Raw genomic sequence first — 18258 nt, forward strand, 5'->3', positions numbered from 1 at the left:
GTCTAATTATAAGCTTGCTTCGCCTGAGCCTGATCTAATAGTGATACTATAATGTGCTCAATAGCCACACCTGCATAGAGCTTACTAATGTAAGATTTATATTCATTACAAAATGACGTGTTTTCAACAAGTGCGCCAAAAATGCTCGGTTGCTCCAGAAAAGCGAGCGGGGAAATTCGCGATGCATGAGCTGCCTGTTGTAATGTTTCAGCCATATCATCGATGATCTCTAAAGGCTCTCCTTTTTGGGTTAAATGCGTATCACTGTATAAACACCATCCAGCAATAACTAAACTCGCAATAGCAGTATTACCGTTGCTTTTGAGGTTTTCCATAATTGTTGGTACCAAAAAAGTAGATACTTTGGCTGCGCTTTGTGAGCAAATTCTTGTAAGGCTATCTTTGATATTTGGATTTGCAAAACGGGCAATTAGTGTTTTTTTATAGTCACTAAGGTCAATACCCGGTACGGCATCTAAAATAGGTGTGACCTCTTTATCCATAAACTCGGTTATAAGCTTAGTGAACAAAGGATCGCAGATTGCTTGTTCAATAGTTTGATAGCCGCGTAAAGAACCTAAAATGCCAAGCACTGAATGGCTAGCATTAAGTAGACGAATCTTCATCGTTTCGTAAGGTGTTACATCATCTACAATCTGGGCACCAACAAGTTCCCATGCTGGGCGTTGTTGACTAAACTTGTCTTCAATCACCCATTGATGAAATGGTTCACAAGTAACAGGCCATTTATCAATAATGCCCAAATTCTTAGCAAGTGCTAAGTCGCTTTGATCCGTTGCTGGAGTTATTCTATCTACCATGGCATTGGGGAAACAAACATGGCTTTCGACCCAATCGGCAAGTCCGTGATCGAATGCTCGAATATAAGTAACAAGCATTTTTCGAGTAATGTCGCCGTTGTGTTGGATATTGTCGCATGACTGAATGGTAAATGGCGGCCTATCGGTTTTTCGTCGACGTGCTAATGCAGCAGCCAAATAACCAAAGATAAGCTTAGGTTTATCTGGGTTAGCTAAATCATGCTGAATATCAGGATTAGTAAAGTCAAATTCACCGCTAGATGGATCGTAGTTATATCCTCCCTCGGTAATTGTTAATGATACAATATACGTTTCGTCAGCAGCCATTTTACTAATGACTGCTTCAGGGTCGTCAGGGGCCATTAGAAAATCCGTCATGCAGCCAATAACTTGCACTTGCGTATGTCCATCAGGGTGCTTCGTCAAAATTGAGTAAAGGTAGTCTTGTGATTCTAGATGTTGTTTTACTAAGCGGTCTGCTTCACGTAAACCAACACCACATATACCCCAGCGTAAATCATCACTAAGGTTAATATAGTTATCAGTGTAGAAAGCTTGGTGTGAGCGATGAAATCCACCCACCCCTACGTGAACGATACCTGATTGCAATGCTTGGCGGTCATATTCTGGGACTGCCACTGTGGTGGGTAATGAGCTCAACGTAGATTGCTGTAGTGAAATTACGTCCATATCTTAGCTCCTTAAACTTGCTGGCTGAAAATGGTTTCTACGATGCATCGCCCAGTAAGCTGTAGCAAAATAGATAATTGTGCAGGCAAATCCAATGTTAAAAAATAATGTTCGGTTAGCCTCGTATGAACTGATATCAGGTGAAAAGAACATGGTATTGGTAGCCAGTGCTATCGTTACACCTAAGCTTAACCACGCAAGTGTTGACAATAGTTTGGTAAATCCACGCTGATCAATGGCGAAATGAGGCTCTTTAGCTGCTTGCTCGGCATGAAATTCTTTTACACTTGTATCAAACGCAGCAAGTTCAGCTTCTTGTTCTGGGTATGAATCAGCAGCTCCGTATCTTTTAGCTAACTGGATATAAACGATGATGCTAAATATCCATGTTGGGATGAATAAGTAGTAAAAAGGCATAATGTCTATCGCATTCAACGTAAATCCAAAGATGAGTCCCAGAGCCCATGATAAAACAGCCGCAGAGCTGTGCTGAAGCTGTTTGTATGTTACCCAATAGCGAGTTAACCCAAGTTTTGGAAATAAGAAGTGCTCAGCAAATACAATAGCGCCCACAGGTACAACTAAGAGACCTGCATAGGTTAATAATGGCAATAGTTTGGTAAATACAAACGGAAAACATGCAATGATGACTGTAACTATACCTACTAAAAATGTGGTTCTAGTTCGAGATTGATTACTAAAAATAGCCTGAGCAGCAAGGCCTGCACGATACAGGTTGGCATTTGCAGTTGTCCATCCTGCGACAATAACGATCACTAACCCAGATAAGCCTAGTGCGTGAAATGCAACATCGCCCGGATCCAATTCAACAATAGACTTCTTCACTAAAACTGCAGTCCCCGCGCCCATAATACCTGCAGAGATCCAAGCTATATAGTGCCCAAATAACATGCCTGCAGAGGTACATAGCCCATAACTTTTTTTCTTTGCATAGCGCAGAAGAGCCATGTCTATTAAGCCAAAATGGGTAATTGTATTTGCAGCCCAAGAAAAGCCTATAACTTCGAGTAAACCAATTCCGGGTTCACCATTTGCATCAAGACCCGTCCAAACAGAGATGCTGCCAATATGCATAAAGTCTCCCCAGCTAGAGACGACTGTTTGGCCAATAACAGCATTTGCAAGCTCTGGCATAAGCACTAATGGACCACTTATAAACATCACGAACAACCAAGGAGCGCAAATACCTGAAAAGCGTGATACGGCGTTAAAACCATACATGGCAACAAGTACAACAATGATCCCTACAGCCAGTACAACCATGACAAATAAAGAGTTAGTTGGATACCAGTTAAGTTGAGCCGGAATATTTAAGGCAAAGCGGACTGCGGTCGCAGAAACTGTAATCATGGCTGCAGAAATAACAGTAAATATAATTACATTCGCCCAGTTGTATAGCCGGGTCATCGAGTCACCAGCAATTTTTTGTAGGTAGGTATATAAACTTAAACGTGTTTCTACAGCTATGGGGGTTGTTATGAGCGTCCAACTCAATACAGCAAGAATATTACCGATCAGTAATCCAAGGAGGATATCTGTCATGGTTGCGCCAAGTGCGACAAATGTTGCACCAAATACAAACTCCGTTGCAGCTACGTGTTCACCTGCATATAGACCTAAAAAGTGCTTCCATCCTTTGAGTTTGTGTTGTGCAATCGGTAATTGTTCCTCTTCTAATCCTTTTAAATCGACCTGATTACTTTTCATAAGTACTTGTCCCTGTTAGTCATATGACGTGCTGCTCTTTAATGTTCTTTAAAGGGATTCTTTTTTATTAAAACTTCCTAAAAATATGAAAACCTCGACTCAAACAAGGTGTGTGTTATGGATCAACGCGTCTAATTCAACTGTAATAAATTACCTACTCCATGGTAAATAATTTGTTTGGGCATTGTTGTTGCCTTTGGGCATAATCCTACTGGTGTATTGTTTTGTCAATAATAAGTTAATGAGTGGATAAAGAGGGAGGTTCATCATTCATCATAACTCTAGTGATATTTAACTGACTTAATGTTGTTTTTTAGTGATTTCATACTGTTATTTGTCATTTCGATGTTTGGCAAGCTCTTGCTGTTTTTATTGACAAATATTATATGTGTTGGGAATATGCTCAATCAGTGTTTGTTTGCTCAAATTGAAAGGTGGTAGTAACAATTTGGCGATGAGTTTAGAGCACTCGAGCGTAATTAAAATGGAGAACACATACATGGATAACAATCAATCGATTGCAGTAACACAGAAATCAAAAATGTTGTTTTTTCGTTGTTTAGTGAAAAAGCGATGTTTAATTCCTTCAATGTCAGCGATTTTGGTTTTAAGTTCTTTTACAAGTCATGGGGCTGAAACGTTTGATGCACAAAAATATATAACAGGTGACTGGAGCGGGGCACGATCTGAATTGTCGCAGCGAGGTATGGATTTTCGTTTAGGCTATTTCAATCAGGTTGCTCATAATTTGAAAGGCGGTCTTGATAATGAGGTGGCTTATGCTGACCAATTTTTTGTTGGTGGATATATTGATCTTGAAAAGCTTTTTGGTTGGTCTGGGGCTGAGTTTAAAGTAGAAATTACAAATCGAAATGGTGAGCTAATAAACAACAAGGCAGGTATTCCATCATTACTTCAATCACAGCAAATTTATGGTCGAGGAAATGTAACTCGTCTCACACAATTTTCATTAACTCAACAGCTGTTCGATGATCAGCTCAGTATTAAAGTTGGTCGAATTTATCCAAGCGCTGATTTTTTTGCTATGAGCTGCGCTTTTCAGCATTTAACATTTTGCAGTGGTGGTTCATCTAATTATTTGAGTAGTAGTTGGTATGGTGATCCATTGAGTACTTTAGGGGCGCAATTAACGTATAAGTTATCGGATAACTTATTATTTAAAATAGGTAGCTACGATGTAAACCCACAAGTAATGTCGTTGAACCAAGGGTTGAAGCTGCATACATCAGGTGGTATTGACGGTACCACCGTGGTGGGAGAGTTAGAATATAAAGTGAACTATGGGCATGGCTTGCAAGGGGATTACCGAGTTGGTGTCGTTCGTAGCAGCCTAGATAAAGCCAAGCTTGTAAATGAAGCTGGCTTTCCGGGCGGTTCGACTATTGATGCTGTTGCGATTGAAGATACGGATAACGCATTTTATTTTAACCTTGAACAGCAAATAACACGCAATCCATCAGGTGGTGGATTACGGGTATTTGCGAGTATGATTCATGCAGATAGTAGTATTAGCGCAGTGGGTGAAGTGATCGCGATAGGAGGGTTTATTACAGCGCCATATGCTAGTCGCCCTAATGACCGTATTGGATTAGCTATTGGGCGAAACAGCGTCAGTAAAGAGTTAACTGATGCACAGCATAAATATAATGTAAATCATATAAATAGTGATTTTAATGTGCGTAGTCATGAATACCCTATTGAGCTTAACTACAATTATGCAATTACGCCTGCGATTGAGTTGATGCCAAGTGTTCAATTCATTATTCATCCAAATGGTGATCGCGATGAAGAGAATGCCATCATTGCGGGTTTACAGCTGAGTTTTAACTTCTAATCTCTAGTTTTATATTGCGTGCCAATAGATGGCTGTAAAAAATAGTTAAGAAATATCCCGCTAGTTTTTTGCAAAACCAATAAGAAACAGCACGATTCATAAGTGAACGTGCTGTTTTTTAAGTTTTACTCGCACTGTGTTTGTTGTTCAGTAAGGCTTTATTTAATCGTTGCTTGGTGGTTACTCTGTAAAAATAGGGTAGAAATCATGTTTAATACTTCCTTGAACCCTGAATTTTGTTTTAGAGTAGTAATACTATTAAGTTTAAAACAGGCTATGTTATTAAAATTTATGGTATCTTTTAAATCAGTAGCCAGAACTCAATAATAGCTGGCGCATAGTTGGGTTTGATACCAATAAGCCTGATTCTGTATGTTAATCTGCAAAAATAGCAAAAACGAATAGATTGGTGCAGTGAATCATTTTACTGTTAATTTTTTCATTAATGGCCAAAACAGGTATAAATAATGGCTTTGCCCCCTATTACTGAAAACCAAAAATTAGAGGAAGCGGCCAGAGCTGGTTGGCTTTATTATGTTGCAGGAAAAACACAAGACGAGATCGCTAAACAGCTCAATACATCTCGACAATCTGCGCAAAGATTAGTGGCAATGGCCGTATCAAAAGGGTTAATAAAAGTCCGACTCGAACACCCAATTAAACGTTGCATGGAACTGGCTGATTTACTTCAACAACGCTTCGGCTTACTCAAGTGTGAGGTGGTTCCGAGTGTGCCGGGTGATGCTGATTCTGTAGTGGGTCTTTCACAAGCCGGTGCAGCTGAAATTGAACGGTACGCAAAAAGCCGACAAGCTAAGACGATTGCTTTTGGGACCGGACGAGCCTTACGTGCTTGCACTAATGAACTTACCAATATGCAGTGCCCTCAGCACCGTATTGTCTCGTTGGTTGGAAACATAGCGCAGGATGGTTCTGCTAGTCGTTATGATGTTGCTATTCATGTTGCAGAGCGTTTAGGGGCAAGACATTTTCCTATGCCTGTTCCTGTTATTGCTAGTACGCAAGCAGATAAAGCTCAATGGCAACAGCTGACGCATGTAAAAAATGTTCATGAGCTCGCCCTACAAGCAGATGTATATTTTGTCGGGGTTGGTGACTTGGGGATAAACTCCCCTTTACATTTAGATGGGTTTATTACACAACATGAGCTTGCGGCACTTGAGGCTATGGGTGCCATAGGTGAAGTAATAAGTTGGATATTTGATAGTAATGGCAAACTCGTTCAATCTGATATAAACCAGTGTGTAACGAGCGTTGCTTTGTCTACTCGTCGAGACAAACATGTAATAGGAATTGCTGCAGGGCAGAACAAGGTTCCAGCCATTGCCGGGGCAATAGAGTCTGGTATGATCAACTCCCTCATTACAAATGAGTCTACTGCTGAAGCGTTATTGCATTTATAAATGCTATTAGCGAGAGGCCTTGCTTAGTTAGTTTGCGTTGCTTTTACTTGAAGGCATCTCATTCACTCACTTGCAAAGATAAATTAAATGACGAGGCGGTAATATACTGTTATTTATGAGAGAACTTATGAAAAAGCTAATGCTGAGCGCGTGTTCACTTTGTTTGCTTGTTGCATGTACAGAAGAGCCATCACCTCAGCAGCCTGAAAGCAGTAGCAATACAAGTGGTGATGTGCGACAGCAATTAGATATGTATCAAAACCTAGCTTGGCATGTAGTTAGTTTATTACAAAGCCAATCTACGCCAACGCAGATAAGTGACTCAGTAACAACTTTAATCGGCTCATCAAAGCAGTTGTTTGTAAATCTTAAAGAGCAACTGCCAGAATGCGAAGAAAGTCTAAACGTTATGGCGCAAATTGCCATGATTAAACAGCAACAAATAGAAAATGGCGGGTCTCAAGAAGAGCTCCCCAAACTACCTGAATTCTCAGCGCCGAGTTGCTACCACGCACAAAAGCTATTACTTAATCCACTTGCGGTCTATACACTAACTCAACAAGCAGATTTAGCACAAAGTGATTACCAACACGCAAAGTTAAAAATGATTGATAGTTTTGCACGCATCAAGCAGATAGAAATGATTGCTGCTGAGTAGTCATTGCTAGTCATAGCCTTGCCATAAAATTGTCATACAAGGTTGCTAATTTAGTCGCCTATTTGTATTACTGATGCTAGGTGTAAGGTGAGCGCACAACTACAGCAGATCTTAGATAACAGTGCAATTGAAACCTTGTTTCAACCTATCTTTGATATTTCTAATCAACATATTTTGGGCTATGAGGCGTTAAGTCGTGGGCCTAAAGATTCTGAGTTAGAAATGCCCAGTGCATTGTTCAGCGAAGCCATTGCTTGTCATAAAATCTCTGAGTTAGAGTTACTTTGCCGCAGTAAAGCGATTGAGAACTTTGTTAAGCTTAACCTACAAGGTAAGTTATTCTTAAATGTAAGCCCTAAGACTTTACTCGATCCGTGTCATCCAAAAGGTGAAACTTTGCACCTTGTTGAGCAGTTCGGTTTAGCTGCTAATCGTGTGGTTATCGAGGTTACAGAGCAAGAAAAAGTCGATGATGGCTTTTTATTGTTAAAGACTATTGCACATTATCGTGAGCTAGGTTTTTCGATTGCAATTGATGATTTAGGCGCCGGCTATTCGGGCTTAAAACAATGGTCTGAGTTATGTCCTGAATTTGTAAAAATAGACCGCTACTTTATTGATCATTGCGACCAGAGTGTGGTTAAAAAAGAGTTTTTAAAGTCTATTATTGAGCTTGCTAAAGCAACCAATACGCAAGTAATAGCAGAAGGCATTGAGCGTGTAGAGGAGCTTCGCTTACTCGAAAGTTTAGGGGTACAGCATGCACAAGGCTTTTTGTTAGAAAGGCCAAGTTTACAGCCTAGTTACGAAATTAATATTCACTGCCTAAAGCATTTAGAATCATCAGATACTGAAAGTAATTTTGAACAGTCTATGGCGATTGGCTGGTTAGCAGTTGAACATGCAAGTATTGAATCAACAACCCGCTGTAAAGATGCTCATAAAATTTTTGAGCAAGATAAAACCTTAACGAGCCTTGCGGTACTAGAGCATAATATTCCTGTTGGTTTATTACACCGAGATCAACTTACCGAAGTATTTGCTGCCCCGTATGGGCATGCGCTTTATGATAAGCAACCCGTTACTTCTTTAATGGATAAACAGCCGTTAGTGGTAGACGAAAACGAGTTACTCGATACGGTGAGTCAGCAAATTACCGAATTTGAGTTTGATATTCGACGTCACATTGTGATCACCCGAAGTGGTGAATACTTAGGATTGGCACCCCTACGTAATATTTTAAAGCACATTACTGAAGAAAAAATCCGCCATGCACAACATGCCAACCCGCTTACAATGCTGCCGGGTAATGTCGCGATTAACGAAGCAATTGAGCTAAGGCTTCGCAATAATTATCCGTTCTCGCTAGCCTATGTTGATTTAAACCACTTTAAACAATTCAATGATCTGTACGGATACGCCAGTGGTGATAGCGTAATAAAGCTGCTAGCTGAGGTTATTGTCGAGGCGTGCAGCACGAGTAAAGGCTTTGTGGGGCACATTGGCGGGGATGATTTTATGGTCGTGTTTGATAAAAATGATGCAGAGCAAGTGTGCCATGACATCATTAATAAATTTGAGCATCAATCTCGCGCATTTTTTACGCCTGAGCATATTGAGCAAGGGGGTTATTGGGCAAGTAATCGAGAAGGTAAAAAGCAGTTTGTGCCTTTACTTACACTATCGATAGGGTTAGTTAAGCCAGATTTAGAGCTGTGTATTAATAGTCATCAGGTAGCTGCGCTGGCGACAGATGCAAAAAAAGAGGCTAAGCGTTATCAAAGTAGCCATTTATTTGTTTGCCAAAGAAGGCGACCAGCACCTGCTGTTGTGCGCCTTAGTTGTGCGAAAGATGACAGTGCATCTGTCGGACTATGAAGAAAATTTAAGTTTAGTAAGTTTTGCTTGTGTCTACATTTGAGTAGGTGTAGCTTAAAAAAAACACTATCAAAAAATAACAATGAAGCGACTATGTAGCGCAATTTTAGTATTGCTTAGCCTAGGATACAGCCTTACCACAGAAGCAAAAAATGTGGTGAATTTAGCGATTGAACAGCGCCCGCTCTACAAGCGTGATTATTATCTTCATGAATTACTGGCAGCGGCTTTACGTGCTGGTAATTACCAAGCAGAAATTAATGAGGTATTAGTACACCCTCATCAACAACGTACCTTACTGATGCTTGATGCAAAGCAAGCAGATATATTTTGGAGCATGACAAGCCCTGAGCGAGAACACCTTGCCATTGCAGTACCTGTGCCTTTGTTCAAGGGTTATATTGGTAAGCGAGCTCTACTAACGAAACGTGCATTTTTACCACTTTTCGAATCAGTAAAAACTAAACAAGACTTAGCGCCTTTAACTGCAATTCAAGGGCATGATTGGCCGGATACAAAAATTCTTGCGCAAAATGGCCTAACAGTCAGGCCGCTGGCAAATTATCAAGCGATGTTTAGTTTAGTGATCAGAGGACGAGTTGATTATTTTCCGCGTTCGTTCATTGAAGTGATCTCTGAACTAGAGCAAGTGAAAAGTGATGAGCTGGTTATAGTGCCAAACTTATATATCAGTTATCCAACAGCATTTTACTTTTTTGTTAGTAATCATAGGCCTGAACTAGCTGAAGTGTTAATGAAAGGACTGACAACGATGAAAAGCACGGGCGAGTTTGAACAGTTATTTGCTAGCTACTTCGCTGAAGACTTAGCTAAATTGCCGTTTAAAGAAAGTGAAGCCATAGAAATAAAACTCGATAACGATTATTTTCAGCCACAAAAAAAGGAGCCTTAGCTCCTTTTTAGATACCAATTCGCTTAATTAAGTAATATTGCGGCTTGGTATAATTACAACCGCTATTATCGAAGTAGTGACTCAGTTAACACTGGGCGAATTTCACGAATGATCGCTTGCGTTAATTTAGGTGCACCACAAATGATGTTGCCGCTTTGGTTGTAGTTAATACCACCTGCGAAATCAACAACCATACCGCCCGCTTCTTTAACTAAAAGCTCGCCTGCTGCTGTGTCCCATGGCTTAAGGCCAATTTCAAAGAAACCATCAACACGACCTGCTGCAACATAAGCCATATCTAATGCCGCAGAACCTGCACGGCGGATATCAGCAGTGTGTACGAAAAGCGCTTTAAACGCTTCAGAGTATGCGTCTAAGTGGTGCTTTTGTTTGAATGGGAAACCAGTTGCAAGTACAGAACCTGCTAACTCGTTAGTTTTAGTTACGCGTAAACGTTTGCTGTTAAGCTGTGCGCCTTGACCACGAGATGCTGTGAATAATTCACCGCGAATTGGATCATAGATAACAGCTTGGTCTAAACGACCTTTAACTTTAAGTGCAATAGATACTGCGAAATGAGGGATACCCTTGATGAAGTTAGTTGTGCCATCAAGTGGGTCAACAATCCATTGGTAATCTGCATCTTTACCTTTGTGCTCACCAAGCTCTTCACCAACGATACAATGATCAGGGTAAGATTTTAAAATAGTGTCACGAATTGCGGCTTCAGCTTCTTTGTCGATGTTAGTCACTAAGTCGTTAGTGCCTTTTTGTTGTACATCAACTTTTGATAAATCTTCACTTGCGCGAAGTAAAATTTTGCCTGCGTTACGCGCAGCGCGAACCGCAATGTTTAACATTGGATGCATAGCATTACCTTTGGGTTGTAAAAGAACGAATATATTTAAGCCGGCGTATTCTAGCGATTTCTAGCGTAAAGTAAACAAGAAACTCGAATAAATCAGGTTGTTTTTTGTACAGGGTTGAAATGCAAGGGGATCCTATTGCACTACAAGCGGTAAGCTATTAGTTTGATGTCGAATGGTGTTGCGGGTTGAGCATTTTGCCCAAGGCCTAACTCGTAGGAAGTACGTTAATACCAAATATATGTGCACAAAGAGAAAAGAATGAGGAAGTGGTAATTACGTTTTTGTTTTCTCTGTGTAGCGCGAAGCGCCTCTGTGCTCTCTGTGGTTCAAATATGTTTTTGTAAAATATGCACAAAGAGAAGTGAATGAGAAGATAAAGAGGAAGCGATAATCATGTTTTTGTTTTCTCTAAAGCGCAGTGTCTCTTATCCTCTTTGTGCGATTAGGTGCCTTTGATGTAGGCGTGAAATTTATTTCTTTCGCGCGAAAAAAATCTTCACAAAGAGAAGTGAATGAGAAGACAAAGAGAAAACCACAGATTTTTTTCTTCCTCTAAAGCGCAGCGTCTCTTATCACTCTTTGTGAACATTTGGATTTCTCTGTGTAGCGCGAAGCGCCTCTGTGTTCTCTGTGGTTCAAATGTTTTTGTACAATATGCACAAAGAGAAGTGAACGAGAAGATAAAGAGGAAACCACAGATTTTTTTCCTCTATAGCGCAGCGTCTTTTGTCCTCTTTGTGAATTATAGAATTATTGCGCGATGTAATATCGAGCCTTACCGCTTACCGTTCAAAGCATATCGCCTAGCGGTTGCAGCCATGTTATAATCCCCGCAATTTTTGACTTTCAGTAAGTAACAACGCAATGACACTTGATGATATTCGTATCGTATTAGTTAACACATCACATTCTGGTAATATTGGCTCAGCGGCACGTGCTATGAAAACGATGGGCTTATCAAATTTATATCTTGTTGATCCTGCTTGTGAAATTGATAGTCATGCCAGTGCGCTTGCAGCCGGTGCAACTGATGTTTTAGGTAAAACAGTGGTTGTAGATACGCTAGCAGATGCAATTGCCGATTGTAGTTTAACAATTGGTACCAGTGCACGCTCACGTACATTATCTTGGCCTATGGTTGAGCCGCGTGAATGTGGTGAAAAATTAGTAGCTGAAGCTGAGCACGGTCCTGTTGCACTGGTATTTGGTCGTGAAAATAGTGGTTTAACGAACGAAGAACTACAACAATGTAATTACCACGTATGTATTCCTGCCAACCCTGAATATAGCTCGCTAAATCTAGCGATGGCGGTGCAAACACTGTGTTATGAAACACGTATGGCTTATTTAAATAAACAGCCAATAGTACAAGAAGAAGACGAAGCAACCTATCCAAATGCGAAGCAAACTGAGCTGTTCTACGAGCACTTAGAGCAAACGCTAAACGACACGGGGTTTATTATCAAACAACACCCTGGCATGGTAATGACTAAATTACGTCGTTTATTTAACCGCGCGCGTCCAGAAGAAGCTGAGATGAACATCTTACGCGGTATTCTTACCTCTATTAATAAGTCTATTAAATAATCACAGGTTATAAGTATAATACTTGACTAAATTACTCAGGTAATTACAATATACCCAGTACTTGACTATTTTTGTCAAGTATTCGGTTTTATCAATGGCAAGTATCAATTTTTATCAAGTGATAATACTTGACTATTTTGGTCTGGTAATTAAAATTTGCACACCTTAGCGTGCAGTAACATCGGGGGCTCCATGAAGTTAACATCAAAAGGCAGATACGCAGTAACCGCCATGTTGGATGTTGCACTACATACAAATGTGGGTGCAGTGCCTCTTGCCGATATTTCTGAACGCCAAGAGATTTCGTTATCTTACCTTGAACAATTATTCGCCCGTTTACGTAAAAATGGCCTTGTGACCTCTGTGCGTGGCCCAGGTGGCGGATATTTATTAGGTAGAGAAGCAAACGAAATTTCTGTCGGCGATGTGATTAATGCCGTTGATGAGTCTGTTGATGCAACACGTTGCCACAACGCAACGGGTGGCTGCCAAAGCGGCATGCGTTGTTTGACTCACACTTTATGGTCGGACTTAAGCGCACGTATCGAAGAGTTTTTAAATAGTATTACCCTTGCTGAATTGGTTGAAAAGTCAGATGTGAAAGAAGTCGCATCACGCCAAGATAACAGCATCAACACTGCAATTAAGCAACTGGAAAACATTCAAGTAAGCTGTCAACTGTAGCTTGACGAAAGCGGAGAGAGAAATGAAGTTACCGATTTATTTAGATTACGCAGCAACCACGCCTGTTGATGAACGTGTGGCAAAAGAAATGATGCAATGCCTGACTATGGACGGTAATTTTGGTAACCCTGCATCACGCTCACACCGTTTTGGTTGGCAAGCAGAAGAAGCGGTTGATCAAGCACGTACAGATATCGCTGATCTGATCAACGCTGACCCGCGTGAAATTGTTTTCACTTCAGGTGCTACAGAATCAAATAACCTAGCAATTAAAGGTGCTGCGCAGTTCTATAAAAAGAAAGGCAAGCACGTTATCACTGTTAAAACAGAGCACAAAGCAGTACTTGATACGTGTCGTGAACTAGAGCGTCAAGGTTTCGAAGTAACCTATATGGACGTTGAAGAAAACGGTTTACTTGACCTTAAAAAGCTTGAAGCTGCAATGCGTGACGACACAGTACTTGTGAGCGTAATGCACGTAAATAACGAGCTAGGTGTTATCCAAGATATCGCGACAATCGGCGAAATGTGCCGTGAGCGCAAAATTATGTTCCACGTAGATGCTGCACAAAGCGCAGGTAAAGTACTTATCGACGTGCAACAGTTAAAAGTAGATTTCATGTCGTTCTCTGGCCACAAAGTATATGGCCCGAAAGGTGTAGGCGCACTTTATGTTCGTCGTAAGCCACGTGCACGTTTAGAAGCGCAAATGCACGGTGGTGGTCATGAGCGTGGTATGCGTTCAGGCACACTAGCTACTCACCAATTAGTTGGTATGGGTGCGGCATTTAGAATCGCTAAAGAAGATTTCGAAAAAGACCATGCACACATCAGCGCACTTCGTAAGCGCCTGATCGATGGCATTATGGCTGATATGGACGAAGTTTACTTCAATGGTGAACCAAGTCACTCAGTTCCAGGTATTGTAAATATCAGCTTCAACTTTGTTGAAGGTGAGTCGTTATTAATGGCTGTTAAAGACATTGCTGTTTCATCAGGTTCAGCCTGTACCTCAGCAAGCTTAGAGCCTTCTTATGTACTACGTGCATTAGGCCGTAATGACGAGTTGGCACACAGCTCAATTCGTTTCAGCATTGGCCGCTTTACGACTGAAGAAGAGATTGATTACACCGTTGAACTAATCAAAAACTCGATCGGCCGTTTACGTGAGATGTCTCCTCTATGGGAAATGCATCAAGAAGGTATTGATTTAGATTCAGTTGAGTGGGCGCATCACTAATTAGTGATCGCCGCCGCTAGCAGGTAGTGAGGATAGTATTATGGCTTATAGTGATAAAGTAATCGATCATGTTGAAAATCCACGTAACGTGGGTGCTTTAGACAAAAATGATCCATCGGTTGCAACAGGTATGGTGGGTGCACCAGCGTGTGGTGACGTAATGAAATTGCAAATCAAAGTATCACCAGAAGGTGTAATTGAAGATGCAAAATTCAAAACATATGGTTGTGGTAGCGCAATAGCTTCTTCTTCACTTGTAACTGAGTGGGTAAAAGGCAAAACATTAGACGAAGCTGCAACAATCAAAAATACTGATATCAGTGCTGAGCTTGAGTTACCGCCAGTGAAAATTCACTGTTCAATTTTAGCAGAAGACGCGATTCAAGCAGCAATTGCTGATTACAAAAGCAAACAAGCGAAGTAAGAGATAAATTCATGGCAGTGACATTGACAGATGCGGCAGCAAACCGCGTAGAATCATTTTTAGCAAATCGCGGCAAAGGCATTGGCCTACGCGTTGGCATTAAAACGACGGGCTGTTCAGGTCTTGCTTATGTTCTTGAATTTGTTGATGAGTTAGCTGACGGCGACGAAATTTTTGAAAGCCGTGGTGTGAAAGTGATCGTTGATGCCAAAAGCTTAGTCTACATTGATGGTACTGAGCTTGATTACACCAAAGAAGGTTTGAATGAAGGGTTTAAGTTTAATAACCCGAACCAAGCCGATGAGTGTGGTTGCGGCGAAAGCTTCACCGTTTAAGCTTAAAAAATTTCTTTGCTTGAAGCCCTGCCTATGTAGGGCTTTGTTCTTTCCTGTTTACCGAGTTGGATTATGTAATGCGTTACTTTGAGTTATTTGCAATTCCAGTAGATTACAACATTGATTTAGCGACTATTAATAAACACTACCTTGAGCTACAACGCGCAGTTCATCCAGATCGCCACGCAAGCTCTAGCAGCCGTGATAAATTACTTGCTGTGCAAAATGCAGCAGAAATCAATGATGCATTACAAACCTTAAAACATCCGGTAAAACGCGCTGAGTACATGCTAAGCGAGTTAGGTGTTGATATTCGCGCCGAGCAACAAACATTGCAAGACCCGCTATTCTTAATGCAGCAAATGGAACTGCGTGAAGAGTTAGAAGAACTTGAAAATGCCGCAGATCCTGATGCAGCAATTGCCCAGTTTGAAGCGCAAATTAAACAACTCGATAAGCAATACAGCAGCGAATTAGCCGCTCAGCTGGCAAGTAATGATGAGCAACAATGGCAAGCTGCCGCTGATAATATTCGTAAATTGAAGTTTGTTTATAAGTTACGCGATGAACTAGAGCGTATTGAAGACAGTTTATTTGATGATTAATCGTTAGTTGTTACACAACAGCTATTTAAGAGTTTAAAAAGAGCATTATGGCATTATTGCAAATTGCTGAGCCGGGGCAGAGCGCGGCACCACATGAGCACAAATTAGCAGTCGGTATTGACCTTGGTACAACTAACTCGTTAGTTGCAACAGTGCAAAGCGGCGAAGCGCGTACACTGACTGATTTAGCAGGCAATGCGATGCTACCTTCGGTTGTTCAATATCAAGCAGATAGCATTGTGGTTGGTGAACGAGCGGCAGCAGCTGCTACTCAAGACCCTGCAAACACACTAATTTCAGTTAAGCGTTTTTTAGGTAAAACTCAGGCTGAAATCGAAAAAAGCTATGGTCAACTGCCGTACGAATTTTGTGAGCATGATGGCTCATTAGCAATCAGCACGGTTGCGGGTGCAATTAGCCCTGTTACTGCATCGAGTGAAATTTTAAAAGCATTAAAACTGCGCGCAGAAGACAGCTTTGCAGGCCAAGACATCTTAGGCGCGGTTATTACTGTGCCAGCCTATTTTGATGATGCACAGCGTCAAAGCACCAAAGATGCCGCAGAGCTTGCTGGTATTAAGGTATTACGTTTATTAAACGAGCCAACCGCTGCGGCTGTTGCGTATGGTCTTGATTCAGGCCAAGAAGGCATTATCGCCGTATACGATTTAGGTGGCGGTACCTTCGATATTTCTATTTTACGTTTACACCAAGGTGTATTCGAAGTACTTGCGACTGGCGGTGACTCAAGCCTTGGTGGTGACGATTTTGACTCGCTATTAGTTGATTACTTCAAAAAACAAACGGGTGTGAGCGAGCTTTCTGCATCGGTATTGCGTTTATTCATCAATAAAGCAAAAGCCTGTAAAGAAGCACTAAGCCAATACCAAACTGTAAATGTTGGTTTAGAGTTTGATGGTCAAAGCCACAAAGTTGAAGTAACTCGCGAAACGTTTGATGAGCTTGCTCTTAGTTTGGTGAAGAAAACACTACGTTCTTGTCGCCGTGCAGTAAAAGATGCGGGTATCGAGAACGAAGAAGTATTACAAGTAGTTATGGTTGGCGGCTCGACACGTATGCCAATTGTACGCTCTCAAGTTGCTGCATTTTTTGATAAAGAGCCACTGACTTCTATCGACCCAGATCGCGTAGTTGCACTCGGTGCCGCACTACAAGCAGATGTATTGGTTGGCAATAAGCCAGATTCAGACATGTTGCTATTAGACGTATTACCACTGTCGCTAGGTCTTGAAACCATGGGTGGCTTGGTTGAGAAAATTATTCCACGTAATACCACGATCCCTGTAGCACGTGCACAAGAGTTCACCACTTTTAAAGATGGTCAAACGGCTATGTCACTGCATGTATTACAAGGTGAGCGTGAGCTGGTTGATGATTGTCGTTCGCTGGCTAAATTCAGCTTAAAAGGTATTCCGGCAATGGCAGCAGGTGCTGCGCACATCCGCGTAACCTTTAAAGTAGATGCTGATGGCCTATTAAGTGTATCGGCAATGGAAAAATCAACCGGTGTACAAGCTGAAATCCAAGTGAAACCATCATTTGGCTTATCGGATGATCAAGTTGCAAACATGCTCAAAGAATCAATGACTAACGCAAAAGACGATATGCAAGCGCGGATGCTTAAAGAGCAGCAAGTTGAAGCGTTACGTGTCGTAGAAGCGCTTGAAGCATCACTTGCAACCGACAGTGCATTACTTGATGAACAAGAATTAGGTGCGTTAAAAGCAGAAATTGCTAAACTTGTTGCCGTACGTGAAACTGCAACAACACCTGCAGAAATTAAAGCAGCGATTGAAGCTGTAGACAATGCAAGTAGCGAATTTGCTGCTCGCAGAATGGATGCATCAATCAAAAAAGCGCTGCAAGGGCAGTCAGTAGACGAAGTTTAACGAGGTAAGGTATGCCACAAATTATTTTTCTTCCCCATGCAGAATTATGCCCAGAAGGCGCAGCAATTGAAGCACCTGCAGGTGAAACAGTATTAGATGTTGCGCTAAAGAATGGTATTAGCATTCCGCATGCATGTGAAAAATCATGTGCATGTACAACATGCCACTTAGTCATCCGTGAAGGCTTTGACTCTTTAGATGAGAGCGATGAGCTTGAAGACGACATGCTAGATAAAGCATGGGGTCTTGAGCCTGAGTCACGCCTTGGTTGCCAAGCGGTGATCAAAGATGAAGATTTAGTGGTTGAAATTCCAAAGTATAATCTCAATATCGTTAATGAAGAGCATTAATTTTTAACGGCTTTGATTTCGTAAAAACCGCTGTAGTTGCTTGGTCTCTACAGCGGTTTTTTGTTTTTTAGAGCTGTCAGCTTTCAGCCGTCAGTTTTTAGCAGATCGAGATAGAGGTTTAGTTCTTTGTGTTAATGAACTGAAATAGCTTTACATTGATCTCTCAGGTTTTATGTTTTTGATAGCTGATAGCTGATAGCTGATAGCTGATAGCTGATAGCTGATAGCTGATAGCTGATAGCTGATAGCTGATAGCTGATAGCTGATAGCTGATAGCTGATAGCTGA

General features: G+C 41.2%; 16 protein-coding genes. 13 read left to right on the forward strand and 3 right to left on the reverse strand.

The window, feature by feature from the left end:
- Nucleotides 1-2 precede the first annotated feature (2 nt).
- Nucleotides 3-1511, reverse strand: coding sequence for a mannitol dehydrogenase family protein (locus tag QL229_RS12565; RefSeq protein ID WP_138556707.1), 1509 nt, complete (start codon nucleotides 1509-1511; stop codon nucleotides 3-5).
- A 3-nt stretch (nucleotides 1512-1514) separates the two neighbouring features.
- Nucleotides 1515-3239 (reverse strand): hypothetical protein, encoded by a 1725-nt coding sequence (locus tag QL229_RS12570; RefSeq protein WP_281546955.1) that lies wholly within the window; start codon nucleotides 3237-3239, stop codon nucleotides 1515-1517.
- Nucleotides 3240-3738: 499 nt separating this feature from the next.
- Here QL229_RS12570 and QL229_RS12575 point away from each other — a divergent pair, with 499 nt between their 5' ends.
- From QL229_RS12575 to QL229_RS12595, 5 genes are all read left to right on the forward strand, one after another.
- Nucleotides 3739-5094, forward strand: a complete 1356-nt coding sequence (locus tag QL229_RS12575) for a carbohydrate porin (protein ID WP_281546956.1) — start codon at nucleotides 3739-3741, stop codon at nucleotides 5092-5094.
- 467 nt (nucleotides 5095-5561) lie between these two features.
- Nucleotides 5562-6518, forward strand: a complete 957-nt coding sequence (locus QL229_RS12580) for a sugar-binding transcriptional regulator (RefSeq protein WP_138556709.1) — start codon at nucleotides 5562-5564, stop codon at nucleotides 6516-6518.
- A 127-nt stretch (nucleotides 6519-6645) separates the two neighbouring features.
- Nucleotides 6646-7176 carry a hypothetical protein gene (locus tag QL229_RS12585; RefSeq protein ID WP_138556710.1) on the forward strand — a complete coding sequence of 177 codons (531 nt, stop codon included), beginning with the start codon at nucleotides 6646-6648 and terminating at the stop codon, nucleotides 7174-7176.
- Between the two features lie 87 nt (nucleotides 7177-7263).
- On the forward strand, nucleotides 7264-9054 hold the full coding sequence (locus QL229_RS12590; protein WP_138556711.1) for a GGDEF domain-containing protein: 1791 nt from the start codon (nucleotides 7264-7266) through the stop codon (nucleotides 9052-9054).
- Nucleotides 9055-9136: 82 nt separating this feature from the next.
- A complete protein-coding gene (locus tag QL229_RS12595) occupies nucleotides 9137-9967 on the forward strand; it encodes a transporter substrate-binding domain-containing protein (protein WP_135923325.1) in 831 nt (276 codons plus the stop codon).
- A 65-nt stretch (nucleotides 9968-10032) separates the two neighbouring features.
- Here QL229_RS12595 and suhB read toward each other — a convergent pair whose 3' ends face one another.
- Nucleotides 10033-10836, reverse strand: coding sequence for an inositol-1-monophosphatase (suhB, locus tag QL229_RS12600; protein ID WP_135923326.1), 804 nt, complete (start codon nucleotides 10834-10836; stop codon nucleotides 10033-10035).
- An 864-nt stretch (nucleotides 10837-11700) separates the two neighbouring features.
- On the opposite strand from suhB, the gene trmJ reads away from it, so the two are divergent.
- The 8 genes from trmJ (at nucleotide 11701) to fdx (ending at nucleotide 17971) form a co-directional block, all read left to right on the forward strand.
- Complete coding sequence (gene trmJ / locus QL229_RS12605) at nucleotides 11701-12423, forward strand: tRNA (cytosine(32)/uridine(32)-2'-O)-methyltransferase TrmJ (RefSeq protein ID WP_138556713.1); 723 nt, start codon at nucleotides 11701-11703, stop codon at nucleotides 12421-12423.
- Nucleotides 12424-12615: 192 nt separating this feature from the next.
- Nucleotides 12616-13107 carry a Fe-S cluster assembly transcriptional regulator IscR gene (gene iscR, locus QL229_RS12610; protein ID WP_063701779.1) on the forward strand — a complete coding sequence of 164 codons (492 nt, stop codon included), beginning with the start codon at nucleotides 12616-12618 and terminating at the stop codon, nucleotides 13105-13107.
- A 22-nt stretch (nucleotides 13108-13129) separates the two neighbouring features.
- A complete protein-coding gene (locus QL229_RS12615; protein WP_054552500.1) occupies nucleotides 13130-14347 on the forward strand; it encodes an IscS subfamily cysteine desulfurase in 1218 nt (405 codons plus the stop codon).
- 40 nt (nucleotides 14348-14387) lie between these two features.
- A complete protein-coding gene (iscU, locus tag QL229_RS12620) occupies nucleotides 14388-14771 on the forward strand; it encodes a Fe-S cluster assembly scaffold IscU (protein WP_054552501.1) in 384 nt (127 codons plus the stop codon).
- An 11-nt stretch (nucleotides 14772-14782) separates the two neighbouring features.
- Nucleotides 14783-15106 (forward strand): iron-sulfur cluster assembly protein IscA, encoded by a 324-nt coding sequence (gene iscA, locus QL229_RS12625; RefSeq protein ID WP_054552502.1) that lies wholly within the window; start codon nucleotides 14783-14785, stop codon nucleotides 15104-15106.
- Nucleotides 15107-15183: 77 nt separating this feature from the next.
- Entirely contained in the window at nucleotides 15184-15711 is a 528-nt protein-coding gene (gene hscB / locus QL229_RS12630; RefSeq protein WP_054552503.1) for a co-chaperone HscB, read from the forward strand.
- A 47-nt stretch (nucleotides 15712-15758) separates the two neighbouring features.
- A complete protein-coding gene (hscA, locus tag QL229_RS12635) occupies nucleotides 15759-17621 on the forward strand; it encodes a Fe-S protein assembly chaperone HscA (RefSeq protein WP_281546957.1) in 1863 nt (620 codons plus the stop codon).
- 11 nt (nucleotides 17622-17632) lie between these two features.
- Nucleotides 17633-17971, forward strand: coding sequence for an ISC system 2Fe-2S type ferredoxin (fdx, locus tag QL229_RS12640; protein WP_235378328.1), 339 nt, complete (start codon nucleotides 17633-17635; stop codon nucleotides 17969-17971).
- The last annotated feature ends 287 nt before the right edge of the window (nucleotides 17972-18258 follow it).

This window comes from Pseudoalteromonas sp. PAR1 (genome assembly GCF_947311895.1).
GTDB classification, from domain to species: Bacteria; Pseudomonadota; Gammaproteobacteria; order Enterobacterales; family Alteromonadaceae; genus Pseudoalteromonas; species Pseudoalteromonas lipolytica_C.